The organism is Bradyrhizobium sp. BR 1432 (genome assembly GCF_051547705.1).
Lineage (GTDB): Bacteria > Pseudomonadota > Alphaproteobacteria > Rhizobiales > Xanthobacteraceae > Bradyrhizobium > Bradyrhizobium zhanjiangense.
On the sequence record NZ_JBPUGF010000003.1, the window covers coordinates 7,420,214 to 7,434,408 of the forward strand.

Here is a 14,195-nt window from a genome sequence, read left to right on the forward strand (position 1 = left end):
CCAAGGCGAACATGTTGCGCTCAACATGTACTGTTGCGCGATTGCGCGTCATCCCGCCTGAATTCTCCATCGACCTTGCAGCCTGATGATCTCGCGGCATCGGAAGCCATGCGGGCTGGGCGCAGGACGGAAACGGTCGATTATTTGACCGCGCCGCCCGTGATGCCGCTGATGAATCGGTCCAAAAAGAGATTGTAGGCGATCGCCACCGGGACGCTGGAAATGAGCGCCGCGCCCATCAATTCGCCCCAATAGAAAATATCTCCGCGGATCAAATCCGTCGCAACTCCCAAGGTAACGGGCTTCTCGCTGGAAGAGGAGATAAAGGTCAGCGCGTACACGAACTCCTGCACCGTTAGCGTGAACGCAAAGATCACTACGGTCAGAATGGCAGGCACGGAAAGAGGAAGGACCGTTTTCACGAATGCTCCCACGACAGTGCAGCCGTCGACGATTGCGGCCTCCTCGATCTCTCGCGGCACCGATTTGAAGAAGCCCATAAGCAGCCAGGTGCAGAACGGGATGGTGAAAGTGGGGTAGACGACGACAAGAGCCCACATGCTGTCCTGCAATCCGAGCAACGTAACCACCCGCGCGAGAGGAAGAAACAGAAGCGTCGGCGGCACCAGATAGGTCAGGAAGATGCCGATGCTCAGATTTTCGCCGCTCCGGCCCGGCATGCGGGCTAGCCCATAGCCGGCTGGGAGGGCCACAACAAGAGTGATAGCCACGACACAAAGCCCGATAAGGGCGCTATTGGACAGCCACTGCACAAACAGCGTGTCTTCAAACAAATACTTGAGATGCTCGAGCGTAGGCGGCGCGTTGAACCAATAAGGGATGGACTTGAGATTGTAGAGGTCGCCATCTGTCTTGAAGGTCGTGATCAGCATCCAGTAGAAAGGAAACGCGGCGAATACGACCAGAGTAACCACCGCGGCATAAAACGAACTTTGCCCAACTACCTTTCCGGCAAGCCGCGGCATCTCAAATCTCCCGCCGCCGCAGCGACCGCAAGAGCAGGATCACCGCGACCAAGAGGAAGGGGAACAGGAACAGACAAATGGCGGCTCCGTGAGCGACATCGCCCGAGAGGATGCCCACCTGAAACGCTAGCGAGCCGAGCACCTGCGTGCTGTTGATCGGTCCGCCCTTCGTCAGCAAATAGACGACGCTGAGATCCGTGAAGGTGAACACAGTGCCAAAGATCAGAGCGATCATGATGATCGGGGCGATGATTGGCAGGATGATCTGATAGTTGCGCCGCCAGAAGCCCGCACCGTCGATCGTAGCGGCATCAAGCACATCCTGCGGCACCGACGTGAATCCGGCAAGAAAGATCACGACACCGAAGGGAAACAACCGCCAGGCATGCACTGTCGCCACGGCAATCATCGCCAAATCCTCTTGCCCCAGCCATTGTGGCCGGTGTGCCGGATCGATCAATCCTACCGCGACCAGCGTCCAGTTGATGACGCTGTAGAGCGAATCGAACATCCACACCCAGGCCAGCGTCGCCAGTGAAACCGGTACTGCCCAAGGCAGAACGATAAGCGCGCGGGCAAGACGGCGCCCCGGGAACTCCTGCATGAGGAGCATGGCGCCGATCTTGCCCAGCAGCAGACCGATGATTTGGGCACTAATCGTGAAGATGAGGGTGTTGGCCAGGGTCCGCCGGAAGATCTCGCTGTCGATGACCTCGCGGAAGTTCTTCAACCCGACAAACGTGTAGCTCGGATTGAAGATGCTGTAGGCGCTGACGCTGTAATACAGGGCCAGCAGGAATGGCAACCCGACGAGCACGACGACATAAAGGATCGCGGGGATGATGAACAGCGGCCCGAGCACATCGAGCCGATCGAACGCAGTAAACCGCGATCGTATCGTTCGACGGGGCGCACCTGCTTCGGCGATCGCGCTCATCGAGATTGCTCCCTGGGGCTGACGATACGCCGACCATCCCGATCGAAATAGCGTAGCTCCGCGTTCCGAACCGCAAATTTGTGCCATTCACCGGCGCGGATGCCAGACAGTGGAACGTGGGCCGGCAGCTTCGCCGTGACTTCGCGCTTCGCCTGGAAGCCATCCAACGCACCGTACAAGATGCGCTCCGATCCGAGATATTCCATGCGATCAATGCGGAAGGGCAGTTCGGAGAGCGCGGCTCCGTCGAGCATCTCCCGCGGCAGAAAATGCTCCGGCCGAAAACCCAAGAGTCCACAGCTATGCTCGACCAGGTTCATGGGCGGGGTCCCGAGGAAACTCGCGACAAAATCGTCAGCGGGGTGGTCGTAAATCTCGCTTGGAGTTCCGACTTGTCGGAGCTTGCCATGGTCGATAACCGCGATGCGATCGCCCATGCCCATGGCCTCGACCTGGTCATGCGTGACGTAAATGGTGGTCGTTCCCACCTTCTGCTGGAACTGCTTCAGCTCACTACGCGCGCTTGCCCGCAGCTTCGCGTCCAGATTGGACAGCGGTTCATCCAGCAAGAACACGGTTGGATTGCGTACTAGCGCACGGGCCAGCGCCACACGTTGGCGTTCGCCTCCCGAAAGCTGGCGGGGACGCCGGTGAAGCAGGTGGTCGATCCCGAGCAGGCCGGCGGCCCAATCGACCTTGCGCTTGATGTCAGGCCGCGGCGTACCCTGCGTCCTCAGCGGAAATGCAATGTTGTTGGCGACAGTCAGGTGGGGATAGAGGCCATAGCTCTGAAACACCATGGCGACGCCACGCGCGCGCGGCGTGATGTCATTGACGATTTCGTCATTGATCAGGATGTCGCCGGACGTTTGCCGCTCGAGACCGGCGATGATCCTAAGGAAAGTAGTCTTGCCGCAGCCCGATGGACCGAGCAGCACCAGAAACTCGCCGTCGCGGACCGATAAGCTGACACCATCGAGGGCAGCGACGTCACCGAAAACCTTTCTGAGGTCTTTGACAACAACCGCGGCCATCTGCACTTCCTCCATCCTTGAACAAGGAACGCCTAAAGCTGTCCTCCACGGCCCGCAGGCTGCAGTTGCCTTGCCCGATCGGTATCGATGTGCCGCGAGGCGAGCAGTTATCCACTCGCTCGCGGGGCGCCGCGGTTATGCCGCCGACCACTTCCGGTAGATCAGTTCGGTCTCCTTCTGTGCCCAGGCGACCGCTTCCTCTGGTGTCGCTTTGTCGGTCGCGGCCTTGGCCATCATGTCGACGATGACGAAATTGTCCGCGACCTCGTCCGAGGCTGGCCCGGCCGGTCCCGGATAGCCATAAGTGGCGTGCCACTCATCGGCGGTCTCCAGCACCTGCAGCTTGTCGGCCGGGTGCGAGGTTGGATCGTTCGACAAGATCGGCATGGGCTTGGGCACGAGGTTCTCGAACAGCGGATGATTGTAGCCCGTGCTCGCCTCGAAGACAGCGACCCAATTGTCAGTCCAGTAGCGCAGGAACTCGATTGCCGTGTCCTTGCTGCGCGCGAAACGCCAGACTCCATAGGAGTTGGGCGATCCACATGCCAACCTACGCACAGGGCCGGCCGGCGTTTTCCAGACGTGGATCCTGTCGGCCAATTCGGGGTTGGCCTTCTGTATCGACCGGTATGCGGAGATCGGGTTGTGGATCCATGATCCTCGACCGGATGCCAGTAACCGGTTGTTGCTGGCATCGTCCCAGGACAAGACTTCCGGTTCCATGGCGTCTTTATAAATGGCGCGAACGAGCTTCACGACCTCGAGCGTCTCTTTGGAGTTGAGGGTGACGCGCTTGCCCGTCTGGTCGCATTCAGAGGCGCCATAGCTCCACAGCATGCTGCGGTACGAGAGGTTCGGGTCGACGGAGTGCCCAAGCGAGATCCCAATCGGGGTGCCCTTCGCTTTCAGCTTGGCGCCACCGACGCGGATGTCTTCCCAGCTATCTGGTTTGATCCCGACCTCGTCCCAAAGGTCCTTCCGGTAAAGGCCGGGGAACGAGATGTAGTAGGCCGGAAGGGCGCTCCAGACCTTCGTATCGTCGTTGTACCCGATCTGGCGACCGACCTGATGGACCTTGCCGTGCTTCTTCTCCACCTCGCTGACGAGACTGCTGAGATCGACGACATGTTTTTCGTACAAATGCGGGCCGCCCGATCCACTGAAGGCAAAAATGTCATGTCCGGCACCCGCGGAGACCTCGGCCGCAGCACGCGCTGGTAGCTCCAGATGCGGTATGTGATCAACGGTCACCGTGATGCCGTTCCTCTTTCCCCACTCCGCTGCAAACCCATCGAACCACTTATCGTACTGCGGCACGAAATGGCTCCACTGGAGGATCTTTAGCGTCTTAGCCTGTGCAAGCGCGGTAGACACGAACGGCAACGAAACCGCCGGCGCCAGAGCCGCAGTTCCAGCCGTTGCTCCCACCCGCTTCAAAAACCCGCGTCGCGTGACGGATGATCTGGAAATTTCTCGTTCTGACCGCATGTTCGTCTCCTCCTGACAGTCGTTGTTCTGACCAACCACATTGCAACGTGGCGAGGCTTTGCAGGCTGGCGTTGCAAACGCCTTCGCCTGGTTCCTCGACTGTGGTGGGCGCCGATGTAAGTGCCTCGCCCCCTAGGTCGGCTGGCGCTCTCCAGGACTGACCTCCTGGTTGGTCTCGCGACCAGCTGGTCCAAGAATGGCTATTCGGGCTGCGATCGAATACGTCGATACTAGGAGCCCACCAGTCGTGGCAGCTGGCTCTGACGACAGCCCAATCCTGCCTAAGTCAGTCGGCGCGCTCCACCACTCTTGAGCGCGAGCCAAGCCCGCGGCCAGGGATAGAAGTAGTGGCAGCTACAGCACCTGCGTAACCCATCGTTTCCCCTAACAGCGGCAAGACGAGGTCACCGGGCAACTCGTATTATCGTACTCCTGCTTCAGCACGGCCACAAATACTCCTTAAGAATGGCCGACGTGGAGGGGACACTCAGGTGCTGCACCGCATCCAAGGTGCGCGACGCGTGCCCCTGGAGCGACCGAGGCAGGAACGCCGGAGTCTGTGATCTCCTCTCTCCGATCTGCGGCTGGTTCAAGGGCTTCGGCATGCCCAACTTGAGGAAGGCCACAATCTTGCTCGACGCTGTGGCGCCACAAGGACACTTGTGGTCGCGAGGCCCCGGTAAGATATCTGGTCCGATCAGCACTTGAGGCACGATGTGAGCCATTTCTCACGCGTCCGGCAGTCGAAAAGTGCTAGTCTTAGAAGAAGACTGCGCAAGGCCCGGTTCTTACGGGACACATGCGACGGCGGAAATTCATCAGGGTGCCGGAAGGAGCCGTGACCGTTTGGCCGCTCGCTGCATGCAGTCGGAGAAACAACGATGCAATTGCGGGCCTTTGGGCGTACGGGGATGCAGCTCTCGGTGCTGGGCTTCGGCTGCGGCGCAGTGGGGGACTTATGGTACGCGGCGATGCTGCCGAACAGGAGCGTACCATCGCGCGGGCGATCGCTGCTGGCGTGAACTACTTCGACACCGCGGTGCTGTACGGCAATGGCCAATCAGAAAGGAACCTTGGCCGAGTCTTGCAAAAGCTGAAACCTGCTAACGTGGCCGTCGGCACCAAAGTCCGGTTGCTGCCCAGCGAGTTCAGTCGCATCGCCGACGCCGTAGCGATGTCGCTCGAAGGCAGTCTGGCGCGACTACGTCTTGACCGGGTCGACATCTTTCACCTGCACAATCCGATTACCGAGACGGGAGGCGGATTGGCGCTGAGTGTCCAACAGGTGCTCGGCGAAGTAGTACCAGCGTTCGAGCGCCTGCGTCAGCACGGGAAAACTCGTTTCCTCGGGATTACGGCAGTAGGCGACACCGCGACACTGCATCAGGTGATCGACTCACGCGCCTTCGACAGCGCTCAGGTCGTCTACAACGTGCTCAATCCATCTGCCGCCGAGGAATTGCCGACGAACTATCCGGCACAAGATTACGGACGATTATTCGATCACGCCAAGGCGGCCGGCGTTGGAGTAGTGGGCATCCGCGTGCTTGCCGGTGGCGCATTGTCGGGCTCAGCCGAGCGTCACCCGATCGCAGGTCCAGCGCCCGAGCCGATTGGATCGGCTATGAGCTACGATGCCGACGTCGATCGCGCACGCCGTCTAATCCCGCTGGTAAAGGAAGGGATCGTCACCAGCCTGACCGAAGCCGCCACGCGTTTTGCGCTGTCTCACCCGGCGATGTGCACTATCTTGGTCGGCATAGCGACGCGGCAACAGTTCGAGGACGCACTCGCCGCGGTCCAGAAAGGCCCGTTACCACGAGCTGCGCTCGACCGGCTATCAGCACTGCGGCAGGCATTCTCCGGCGAACCACGATGATCGCCCAGGTTGCGCATACACGATTGCAGCTAGAAATTGGCTGCCTGCCGCCTTCAAATCAAAAAACGATGACTTCCGAGTTTGTGAAGGGTTTCGGACGCCGGCCGCCGAATACGCGGCGCCGTCCATCAAGCGGCCGGCATCCGAAACCCTTCACAAGAGCGGCCCGCCCTGCCCGGTCGCGTTCGACCCCAAACTGGTCCAAAGCTGAGCACTACCACGCACTTTCTAATCTTGCCTTGGCTCTGACCAGGTCTGGAGTTTCAAAACCTTCGCGAAACGATCCGTAGATCTTGTCGAGTTGTAAGCGACACCTTTCAACGTTGTGTGTCAGTGCGCTCAAACCACACATGCTCAAACAAAGTCGAAGTTCTAGAGATTTAGCCTTCTGTTCGCGCGCAACCTCAAGGCCTTTGCAAAAATAGTACTCCGCCTGATCCACATCCTGGTTCGATCGGAGGTGGGCTTCGGCGAACAAACGATATATCTCAGCCGCGTAAAATCGTTCGGAATTCTCCCCACTAAGCCTCAATTGCGCCTGCTTCAAAACGTCGAACGCTTTCGCGTAGCGTTCGTACTCTATGCATGCATCCGCCAATAGCCCCAAAGCGTAGGATTCAAATAGCAGCGCGCCAGTGGCTCGTTCTTGTTCCAAGCCCTCCTGAATTTCGGCGATACCTTTCTCAAAATTGCCTTGATAGGCGCTAGCCCATCCACGCAAAATCAGGGCCATGGCCAAATAGTGCGCAAACTGATGTTCTTCGCAGAACGCAACTGCGGCGTTCGCCTCCGCGGCGACAGCGGTGGCATCGCCCCGAAGCTGATGCACGCGAAGGCTTATCGTTCGTGCGATTGCCTCACTGAAGGGATGTTGAGATGCATCTGCGTATCGGCGAGCCTCCGTGCACATTCGCAAAGCTCGATCTGGATGACCGAGCAAACAGAGTGTCATGCCGTCGTATACCCGGACATGAACGCGGGGGTCTTGTGCCGACAGGTCAAGGTATTCTGCAGCCTTACTGTCCTCACAGAGGCCAATACTACGCTCCAGCTCCGCGTGAGCATCGGCAAATTTCCCTTGTGCAAACAAGGTAAACCCTACAGCCTCGTGGGCAAGAACCCTGAAAACCTGGTTATCCGCCCTCTCGGCGCTATCCAGCAAATGTTCTGCAAGGCCTTGAGCTTCACCAAGCGATGCGTGAACGAAGTTCCACGTCCATAAACCAAAGATCGCAGGGAAAACATGTTCGTCAAACCCACTCTCTTTGCAGAGTTGAAGCGCTCGCGTGTACGCATGCTTCACGCTGTCAGTGCTCCAGCCCTTAATTGCCCGAAGAGAGTTGCCGAGTGATATCTGAAGCAGCAACTCCGACTTGTTGCGTAGAATTGGGTCGTCGATCTTACGGATCTGATCCAACCCTTGCTTCAGGTGACGGACCGCTTCATTGTGCGCCGAGCGCGCCGCTGACTGTCTGCCTGCTTCATACCAGTAGTGTAAGGCCCGTTCGTGGTTCTTCGCCTGAGTGTAGTGGTATGCAATAATCTCGGGCTGGGTTCGTACAGATTCGGGGAATTTCTGCTCGAGCGCCTTCGCTATAAGGGCGTGCAGATGCACGCGGCGGCTCTTTAGAAGTCCAGCATATGCGGCATCCCGCACCAAAGCGTGCTTGAAGGTGTATACCGCATGTGGATTTTCACCCCTGCAGAACATCAGATCCGAACGGACCAACTGCTCAAGAGCCTCGTCCAACCTCTGCTTCGGCAGCCCGGCGACGGCGCTCACAAGCTCGTAGTGAAATTCTCGCCCCGCGACGGCGCCGATTTGGGCCACATCCCGCACCGGTGACAACCGATCAAGTCGAGCCATCAGTGAAGCCTGTAAGGTGGTCGGGATTGCGAATGACGGCAAAGGCCCGTCAAGAACATATTCCCCGTCGTGCTCTCGCAACAGCCCACCTTCCAGCACCATCTTCGTTAACTCCTCGACGAAGAGGGGCACGCCATCGGTATGCGCGAGAATATGCTCCATTACCTCCTTGGGAAGGGTTTTGCCTCCGGTCACCCGCAGTACCAACGCCGTGCCATCGCGTCGGCCAAGTCGGGTGAGCGGGATGGTGGTGGTGTGAGGATAACTCGGCCAGGGGCGAGTGAATTCGGCTCTCGCCGTAATCAGCACCAGTGCCCCAAGCTGCGGCACATGCTCCACCGTAGCTGCGAGCAGATCAAGCGAGGTAGGATCAATCCAGTGCACATCTTCGAAAATGAGTAAGACCGGCTGCCTCGCCGCCAATCCATCAAGCTGGGCCAATAATGCGGCGAAGGTCTTCTCTTTACGTTTTTGTGGAGTGAGGTCCTGCAGCCGGTAGTGATCATCGGTCGGCAGCACCAACAAGTTTGCCAGAATCGCCAAGTGTTCGGGATGACGCGTGGATTGCGCCAGCAGAGCGTCGAGCTTGGATAGCTTCTCTGAGGCGAGTCGCCGTGCTTGAATCCGGCGGCACGTTCGAGCTGGTTGATGAATGGGAACAGCGCGCTGTGGGTATGATGCTCAGAGCAGAAATAGCGTAGGGTGACGTGTGATTCACCCTGGAGCCGCTCATTAAGCGCCGACGCAATGTGGGACTTGCCAATACCCGGCTCGCCCGTAAGGGTCACTACCCGTCCTTCTTCCCGGATAGCTTGTTGCCAGCGGCGTAACAGCAGCTCCATCTCCTCGTCACGCCCGAACAGCGGCGGCAGCTTGGTGGTGTGCATCGCCTCAAAGCGGCTCTCGACACCGCTCGCCCGCAGCACCTGATAGGCCCGGACCGGCTCCGCCCAGCCTTTCAGCGCGACGGGACCTAGGTCGCAGTAATCGAACTCACCCCCGGTGAGCCGACGCGTGCTCGCGCAGATCAACACAGACCCTGGCTCGGCCATCGTTTGCAGCCGCGCAGCGAGGTTCGGCGTCTCACCAACAACTGCTTGCTCCGCCGGAACACTCTCAATCAGAAGCTCGGTGACCACCACAGTGCCTGTCGCAATGCCGACGCGAACCTCCAGGGCAGCGGCGACATTCCGGATGTTCGCAACTGCATCGATGATTGCGAGGGCGGCACGCACAGCCTGTTCGGCATCATCCTCATGCGCTTGCGGATAGCCGAAATAGACCAACACCCCGTCGCCCATGTAACGGGCAATCTTTCCGTGATAGCGGCTTATGACCTCGGTGATGCAGGTATGGTACGCGCCAATCAGCGTTCGCATATCCTCAGGGTCCAATCGCGCCGCAAGGGCTGTGGAACCAACCAAGTCACAAAACATCACTGTAAGGTGACGCCGCTCGCCTTCGTCCGGTCGGCCCGGGTAAAGCTCTGTTTTAGCCGGAGGCCTAATTTCGTCATCAAGCTCTGCGATGGCGCGCAGCAGCTTGCGGCGGTGACCTAGCAGGACACCCAGCTCCTTTAGGTCCTGCTCTGTCAGGTCGCGGACGACTGAGAGGTCAATGCCGTTTTCGGCGAAGCGCTGGGCATACTCCGATAAGCCGATTGATTCGAGCCACTCCGTGACGCCTCTCATGGCACCCCGCTCGTTCTCGGTGTCCGAACAATCGTATACTAGATGAACATATCACACACGAAGAAAGAGCGAACGCGCAGCGAATGAGTGGAGCGGCGGGCGACCGCGGCTAGTGAGCCTCTCGCAGCCTGCGCGGAGATCCCATGGGATGAAGTCAGTTTTGGAGCTTGGCCAAGTACGGCCGAAATATTGACCATTACGCAAGCCGCTCCCTGGGGCGCCTGCAAGCTCGCCCGTGGTCGCTTGCGCGAGGCAAGATTGGGAAGCAGGCGTGAGGTGTTGTCAGGGCGGGCCGTCGCGCGTCCCCGCACGAAATTTTGTATCGCGCAATACCGGGCGCTGCGCCTTCCTCTGGTCGGCTGGTGGGCGTGATAATTTCCCGGCATGCAAATCAAGAGCGGAGACTGGCCTATGCCAAAGGCCTACCTAATCGCCGAACACATCATCACGGAGCCCGCTATATTCGAAGAATATCGGGTCAAGGTTGGACCTGTGATCGAAAAATACGGTGAGCGGTATCTGGCAAAGCGCAACGCGCATCAGTTCCTGGAGGGCGGCCATTGGGAGCCGCATCGCGTCGTCGTCATCGAATTTCCTGACAAGCAATCACTAGCCGCTTGGTACAACTCACCGAGTACCAGCCACCGATTAAGCTGCGCAAGGAAAGCACGAGCGATCTCGACATGCTGATCACGCTTGAGGGCCACTAGGCGGCTCGGGAACCACTTCTGAGACGTCCGGTTAGTTCGTAGGGCGATGAAAAGGACCATCGCCATGAGGATTTACTATCTCTCTGCGATCGCAATAGCTCTTCTTGCCGGCACTGGGCTGGCAACCCATTCTGTCGGTTCGCTGCCCCTTCAGTCCACACCGGCCATGCAAGTGGCCGGCCGACTAGCTGCGTCGGTCGATGCGTTTTTGCTCGGGTCTGGTGGCTAACAGCCGGCGTTGCGGATGGCGCCACTGACATCGGGTGAGAAAACCGTCACCGCAATAGATCAGCCTATCTCGCCCTCGGGCATTGCGGTCCCGGCGACGTCCGATTGGGCCCGTAAATTATCGATGCCTCGGGGGCGCACTCGTGGTTGTGGAATTCTCTCGGTCTGAGCCTGCATATCACTACTGTTTCTGCACAAGGCGGACGTGCCGGTCAGAAGGAGCTATTCACGCCGCGCATCGGCCCTTATGCCGTCGGATGTAATTTCATACTCGTCGCCGCGATGCCTGAGCCAGCCTGCCTTTACCATCGCGATCGCGGTCTCTTCACTGCATAACCGGTGGTTCCCGCCGGGATAGTACAATTTCCCACCATGTGCGACCAAACGGCCGTACACGTGCGCTTGCCGCAGCACTCTCCGCATTCCGGGCGTGGGGGTGACCATGATGCCCATAAACCTTGGGGCTCAGCAGTCCTTCCGACCGGAAATATATCGCAGCGCGCTGCCCGCGGCGAGGAGTATTACTGAATTAATCACTGCATTGCATAACGATGGCGCAACTGACGTTGCCAGACGGGGAGATGGGTGGCTGCCTGACGAAGGCCGGCAGACCACCGTCAAGCCGAAATGGATTGCGGCCTCAAGGAACTTGAAATGCAGTAAGGTGGGCACCGCCCGTCTTTCGTGTGCAAAGCCCGACAGCTGCGAAGCCACACTATTGAGAGCATCTGCAACGTCCGCAAGTGATTCACTGAAATCAGCGTTCGAATCGTCTCTTTGCCCGCTACCTGGCGCGGCGCCGCGAGCCGCCGCCAGCATCAGCGCCTCGACCGCCGCCTGCCAATTCAACGCATTTCTACTTGCGCTTCGACACTCCGGCGTGCGGGTCCGACCGGATGTCCGCTTCGCGCCAAGAGCCATCCTCCCCTCCAAGTCCCGGCTTGCCCCTTCTCAACTCCGAGCGAAGTCCCTGAGACCATATCGCGTCGTATAAGCGCCGATATCTTGATGCTAGATTCCACAAGGCAGGGGGCGCCCTGCTTCCTGCTTCATACCGAACAGGAGGACGACATGCCTGATAGCGTCTACAAGATCATTGAACTAGTCGGTACCAGCAACGATTCTTGGGAGAAGGCCGCCGCTAACGCGGTCGAGCAAGCTGCAAAATCTCTTCGGGATCTTCGCGTTGCAGAGGTCGTCAAACTAGATATGCAACTGGATGCCATGGGAAAAGTGGAGGCCTATCGCGCCAAACTCAACGTATCGTTCAAGTTCGAGGGCTCCTGAGCCTCATACCTCGCCCGCTTGCGTGGCGAGGATGGCTCGGTGGAGAAAGACGCGTCGAGCGGCCCGCCAAACTGTCACCCGATTTGGAAAGAGTCCCGCTTTGCGCCGATTGTGTCGAAGACGTCCACGAAGTCATGATCCAGGGTCGTACAACGCGCTGGGCGCGTGGGCCGTTTGATTGTGCCTAAGCGGGCTGGATCGTGGGCGACGGGATCAGCTTTGTGAGCTTACGTAGGTTCTGCGCTTTGCAGGCGCCACATTGGAGGCGCGACTACTCGAGTCGAAAACGAAAGCTTCGGGGCGAGACGACGGAGCGACTCGAACCCTCGACGTTATTTTTCACTTTCGGTGCAGTCAGCATGCCTTCACCGGCAGGCGAAAAGCCAAGCCATTCGTGAAACTATCAGCTCGGACAGGAGTACCCTGCCCGTCCAAGCTTTCTGCCGATGCCACATCAGTCCAAAGCGCAAGGCCACACTTGCCCTCAATAGATTTTTCTTGATCTCCCGGTGCACACGTCGTGCACACGCCGCCTCTTAAATCATTGAGAAACTTGAAGTCTCGGTCCAGTCCATCATGGGCAAGTTTGAGCTAGCTCGAGCAACCAAGGTCCCACTAGAGCCCATTAACAATAGCGTCGTATCGCATGAAGTGAATTCTGAGGCTCGAATCGTCTCGCCCGAAGAGCTGTGGGGTTTCGGGTCGGTGGAGCGCTACCGCCTTTCCACACACCAAACAAACCTACGATATCTGATCCAATCTTACGCATAGGCAGTCGTGAGCCTTGAAGCCAGAGGAGCTTACGCTCACTGAACCAAGATTGCGCGGAAATCGTTGACATTGGTCAGTGTTGGCCCTGTCATCACGAGACGGTTCATCTTGGCAAACGCCCCATAGGCGTCATTTCGGGCTAGATGCGCAGCAAGATCGACTTCGGAGTCGCGGGCCGACGGGACAAACATGGGATCGAACCAAGCGCCGGCGTTATCCTCAGATCCATCGATGCCGTCCGTGTCCACAGCGATCGCGGAGACGCCCTCCGCGCCGTCAAGGGCCAATGCCAGTGAAAGAAGGAATTCGGTGTTTCGGCCGCCTCGTCCCTCCCCGCGCATCGTGACTGTTGCCTCGCCTCCCGACAGGATCACACAGGGGCGCTTCGCCGGAGTTCCGTAGCTCAGAACAGACCGTGCAATGCCGGCCATGACGATGCCGACCTCGCGTGCCTCGCCTTCGATTTCATCGCCCAATATCAGGGGCTCAATGCCCAGCCGGCGCGCAGCGAGAGCGGCTGCGTCAAGCGCCATCCTCGCAGTCGCGATGACGTGAGTCTCGCCGTCGACCGTGGTAGGCGCAACGTTGGCTGCGATTACCTTCGCGACGTGGGCCGGCACATCGATTCCATGGCGATCAAGGATTGCGCGGACATCAACCAAGTGGGATGATTTTCCCGCGACCGTTGGACCAGAACCGACGATGGTCGGATCATCTCCGGGTACGTCGGAAATCACGAAGGTGACCAACTTAGCGCGGCAGGCTGCCGCGAGACGTCCCCCTTTAATTGCCGAGAGCGCTTTCCGAACCTCGTTCATGGCGCTGATCGGCGCACCCGAGCGAAGCAACTGGGAAGTCAACGCTCGTTTCTCATCCAGGGTCACGCCAGGCGCAGGCAGACTCAGGAGCGAGGATGCCCCTCCTGAGATCAGGGCAACAACGAGATCGTTGGGGCGAGCGCTCCTGACGAGTTCTAGTATTCTCTGCGCTGCTCGCAGTCCGGCAGCATCCGGCACAGGGTGAGATGCCTCCACCACCTCGATCGATCGCGTCTTTGCAGCATGACCGTAGCGAGTGACAACGAGCCCCTCGAGCGAATGCGGCCATTCGGCCTCAAACGCTTGAGCCATGCTCGCGGCGGCTTTGCCTGCCCCCACGACGATCGTGCGGCCCGATGGCGGGCCAGGGAGACGTCCGGCGAACTTACCGGCCGGGCGAGCAGCATCTAGCGCTGCTTGCAGCAGGGCATCGAGAATCACTCGAACGTCCGAATTGCCCATTTCCGTCCTCGATTGCAGTTTGGCGCTAGTTCAAGCC

At 59.0% G+C, this 14,195-nt stretch carries 9 protein-coding genes; 3 read left to right on the top strand and 6 right to left on the bottom strand.

Annotated elements, in window-relative coordinates:
• Nucleotides 1-140 precede the first annotated feature (140 nt).
• From ACSKB8_RS36105 to ACSKB8_RS36120, 4 genes are all read right to left on the bottom strand, one after another.
• Nucleotides 141-986 carry a carbohydrate ABC transporter permease gene (locus ACSKB8_RS36105; protein WP_438109300.1) on the bottom strand — a complete coding sequence of 282 codons (846 nt, stop codon included), beginning with the start codon at nucleotides 984-986 and terminating at the stop codon, nucleotides 141-143.
• Nucleotide 987: 1 nt separating this feature from the next.
• Nucleotides 988-1,923: a carbohydrate ABC transporter permease gene (locus tag ACSKB8_RS36110; protein ID WP_438109301.1), complete on the bottom strand. Its 936-nt coding sequence runs from the start codon at nucleotides 1,921-1,923 to the stop codon at nucleotides 988-990.
• The gene (locus tag ACSKB8_RS36115) at nucleotides 1,920-2,957 is read right to left on the bottom strand and encodes an ABC transporter ATP-binding protein (RefSeq protein WP_438109303.1); all 1,038 of its coding nucleotides are present in this window, start codon (nucleotides 2,955-2,957) and stop codon (nucleotides 1,920-1,922) included. The genes ACSKB8_RS36110 and ACSKB8_RS36115 overlap by 4 nt, the downstream gene beginning before the upstream one ends.
• A gap of 135 nt (nucleotides 2,958-3,092) precedes the next feature.
• Nucleotides 3,093-4,445 carry an ABC transporter substrate-binding protein gene (locus ACSKB8_RS36120; RefSeq protein ID WP_438109304.1) on the bottom strand — a complete coding sequence of 451 codons (1,353 nt, stop codon included), beginning with the start codon at nucleotides 4,443-4,445 and terminating at the stop codon, nucleotides 3,093-3,095.
• Between the two features lie 958 nt (nucleotides 4,446-5,403).
• On the opposite strand from ACSKB8_RS36120, the gene ACSKB8_RS36125 reads away from it, so the two are divergent.
• A complete protein-coding gene (locus ACSKB8_RS36125) occupies nucleotides 5,404-6,324 on the top strand; it encodes an aldo/keto reductase (RefSeq protein WP_438109305.1) in 921 nt (306 codons plus the stop codon).
• Nucleotides 6,325-8,493: 2,169 nt separating this feature from the next.
• Here the strand turns inward: ACSKB8_RS36125 and ACSKB8_RS36130 are convergent.
• The gene (locus ACSKB8_RS36130) at nucleotides 8,494-9,882 is read right to left on the bottom strand and encodes an adenylate/guanylate cyclase domain-containing protein (protein ID WP_438109307.1); all 1,389 of its coding nucleotides are present in this window, start codon (nucleotides 9,880-9,882) and stop codon (nucleotides 8,494-8,496) included.
• A gap of 411 nt (nucleotides 9,883-10,293) precedes the next feature.
• On the opposite strand from ACSKB8_RS36130, the gene ACSKB8_RS36135 reads away from it, so the two are divergent.
• The gene (locus tag ACSKB8_RS36135; protein ID WP_438109309.1) at nucleotides 10,294-10,572 is read left to right on the top strand and encodes a DUF1330 domain-containing protein; all 279 of its coding nucleotides are present in this window, start codon (nucleotides 10,294-10,296) and stop codon (nucleotides 10,570-10,572) included.
• Nucleotides 10,573-11,891: 1,319 nt separating this feature from the next.
• Nucleotides 11,892-12,107, top strand: a complete 216-nt coding sequence (locus tag ACSKB8_RS36140) for a dodecin family protein (RefSeq protein WP_091883835.1) — start codon at nucleotides 11,892-11,894, stop codon at nucleotides 12,105-12,107.
• An 806-nt stretch (nucleotides 12,108-12,913) separates the two neighbouring features.
• Here ACSKB8_RS36140 and ACSKB8_RS36145 read toward each other — a convergent pair.
• Entirely contained in the window at nucleotides 12,914-14,158 is a 1,245-nt protein-coding gene (locus ACSKB8_RS36145; protein ID WP_438109311.1) for a glycerate kinase type-2 family protein, read from the bottom strand.
• Nucleotides 14,159-14,195: the final 37 nt, after the last annotated feature.

What these genes read in the sequence shown, in the direction of transcription:
- ACSKB8_RS36140 (WP_091883835.1), top strand. Translation starts at nt 11,892, where the DNA reads ATGCCTGATAGCGTCTACAAGATCATTGAACTAGTCGGTACCAGCAAC.
- ACSKB8_RS36135 (WP_438109309.1), top strand. Translation starts at nt 10,294, where the DNA reads ATGCCAAAGGCCTACCTAATCGCCGAACACATCATCACGGAGCCCGCT.
- ACSKB8_RS36145 (WP_438109311.1), bottom strand. Translation starts at nt 14,158, where the DNA reads ATGGGCAATTCGGACGTTCGAGTGATTCTCGATGCCCTGCTGCAAGCA.
- ACSKB8_RS36115 (WP_438109303.1), bottom strand. Translation starts at nt 2,957, where the DNA reads ATGGCCGCGGTTGTTGTCAAAGACCTCAGAAAGGTTTTCGGTGACGTC.
- ACSKB8_RS36120 (WP_438109304.1), bottom strand. Translation starts at nt 4,445, where the DNA reads ATGCGGTCAGAACGAGAAATTTCCAGATCATCCGTCACGCGACGCGGG.
- ACSKB8_RS36110 (WP_438109301.1), bottom strand. Translation starts at nt 1,923, where the DNA reads ATGAGCGCGATCGCCGAAGCAGGTGCGCCCCGTCGAACGATACGATCG.
- ACSKB8_RS36125 (WP_438109305.1), top strand. Translation starts at nt 5,404, where the DNA reads ATGGTACGCGGCGATGCTGCCGAACAGGAGCGTACCATCGCGCGGGCG.
- ACSKB8_RS36130 (WP_438109307.1), bottom strand. Translation starts at nt 9,882, where the DNA reads ATGAGAGGCGTCACGGAGTGGCTCGAATCAATCGGCTTATCGGAGTAT.
- ACSKB8_RS36105 (WP_438109300.1), bottom strand. Translation starts at nt 986, where the DNA reads ATGCCGCGGCTTGCCGGAAAGGTAGTTGGGCAAAGTTCGTTTTATGCC.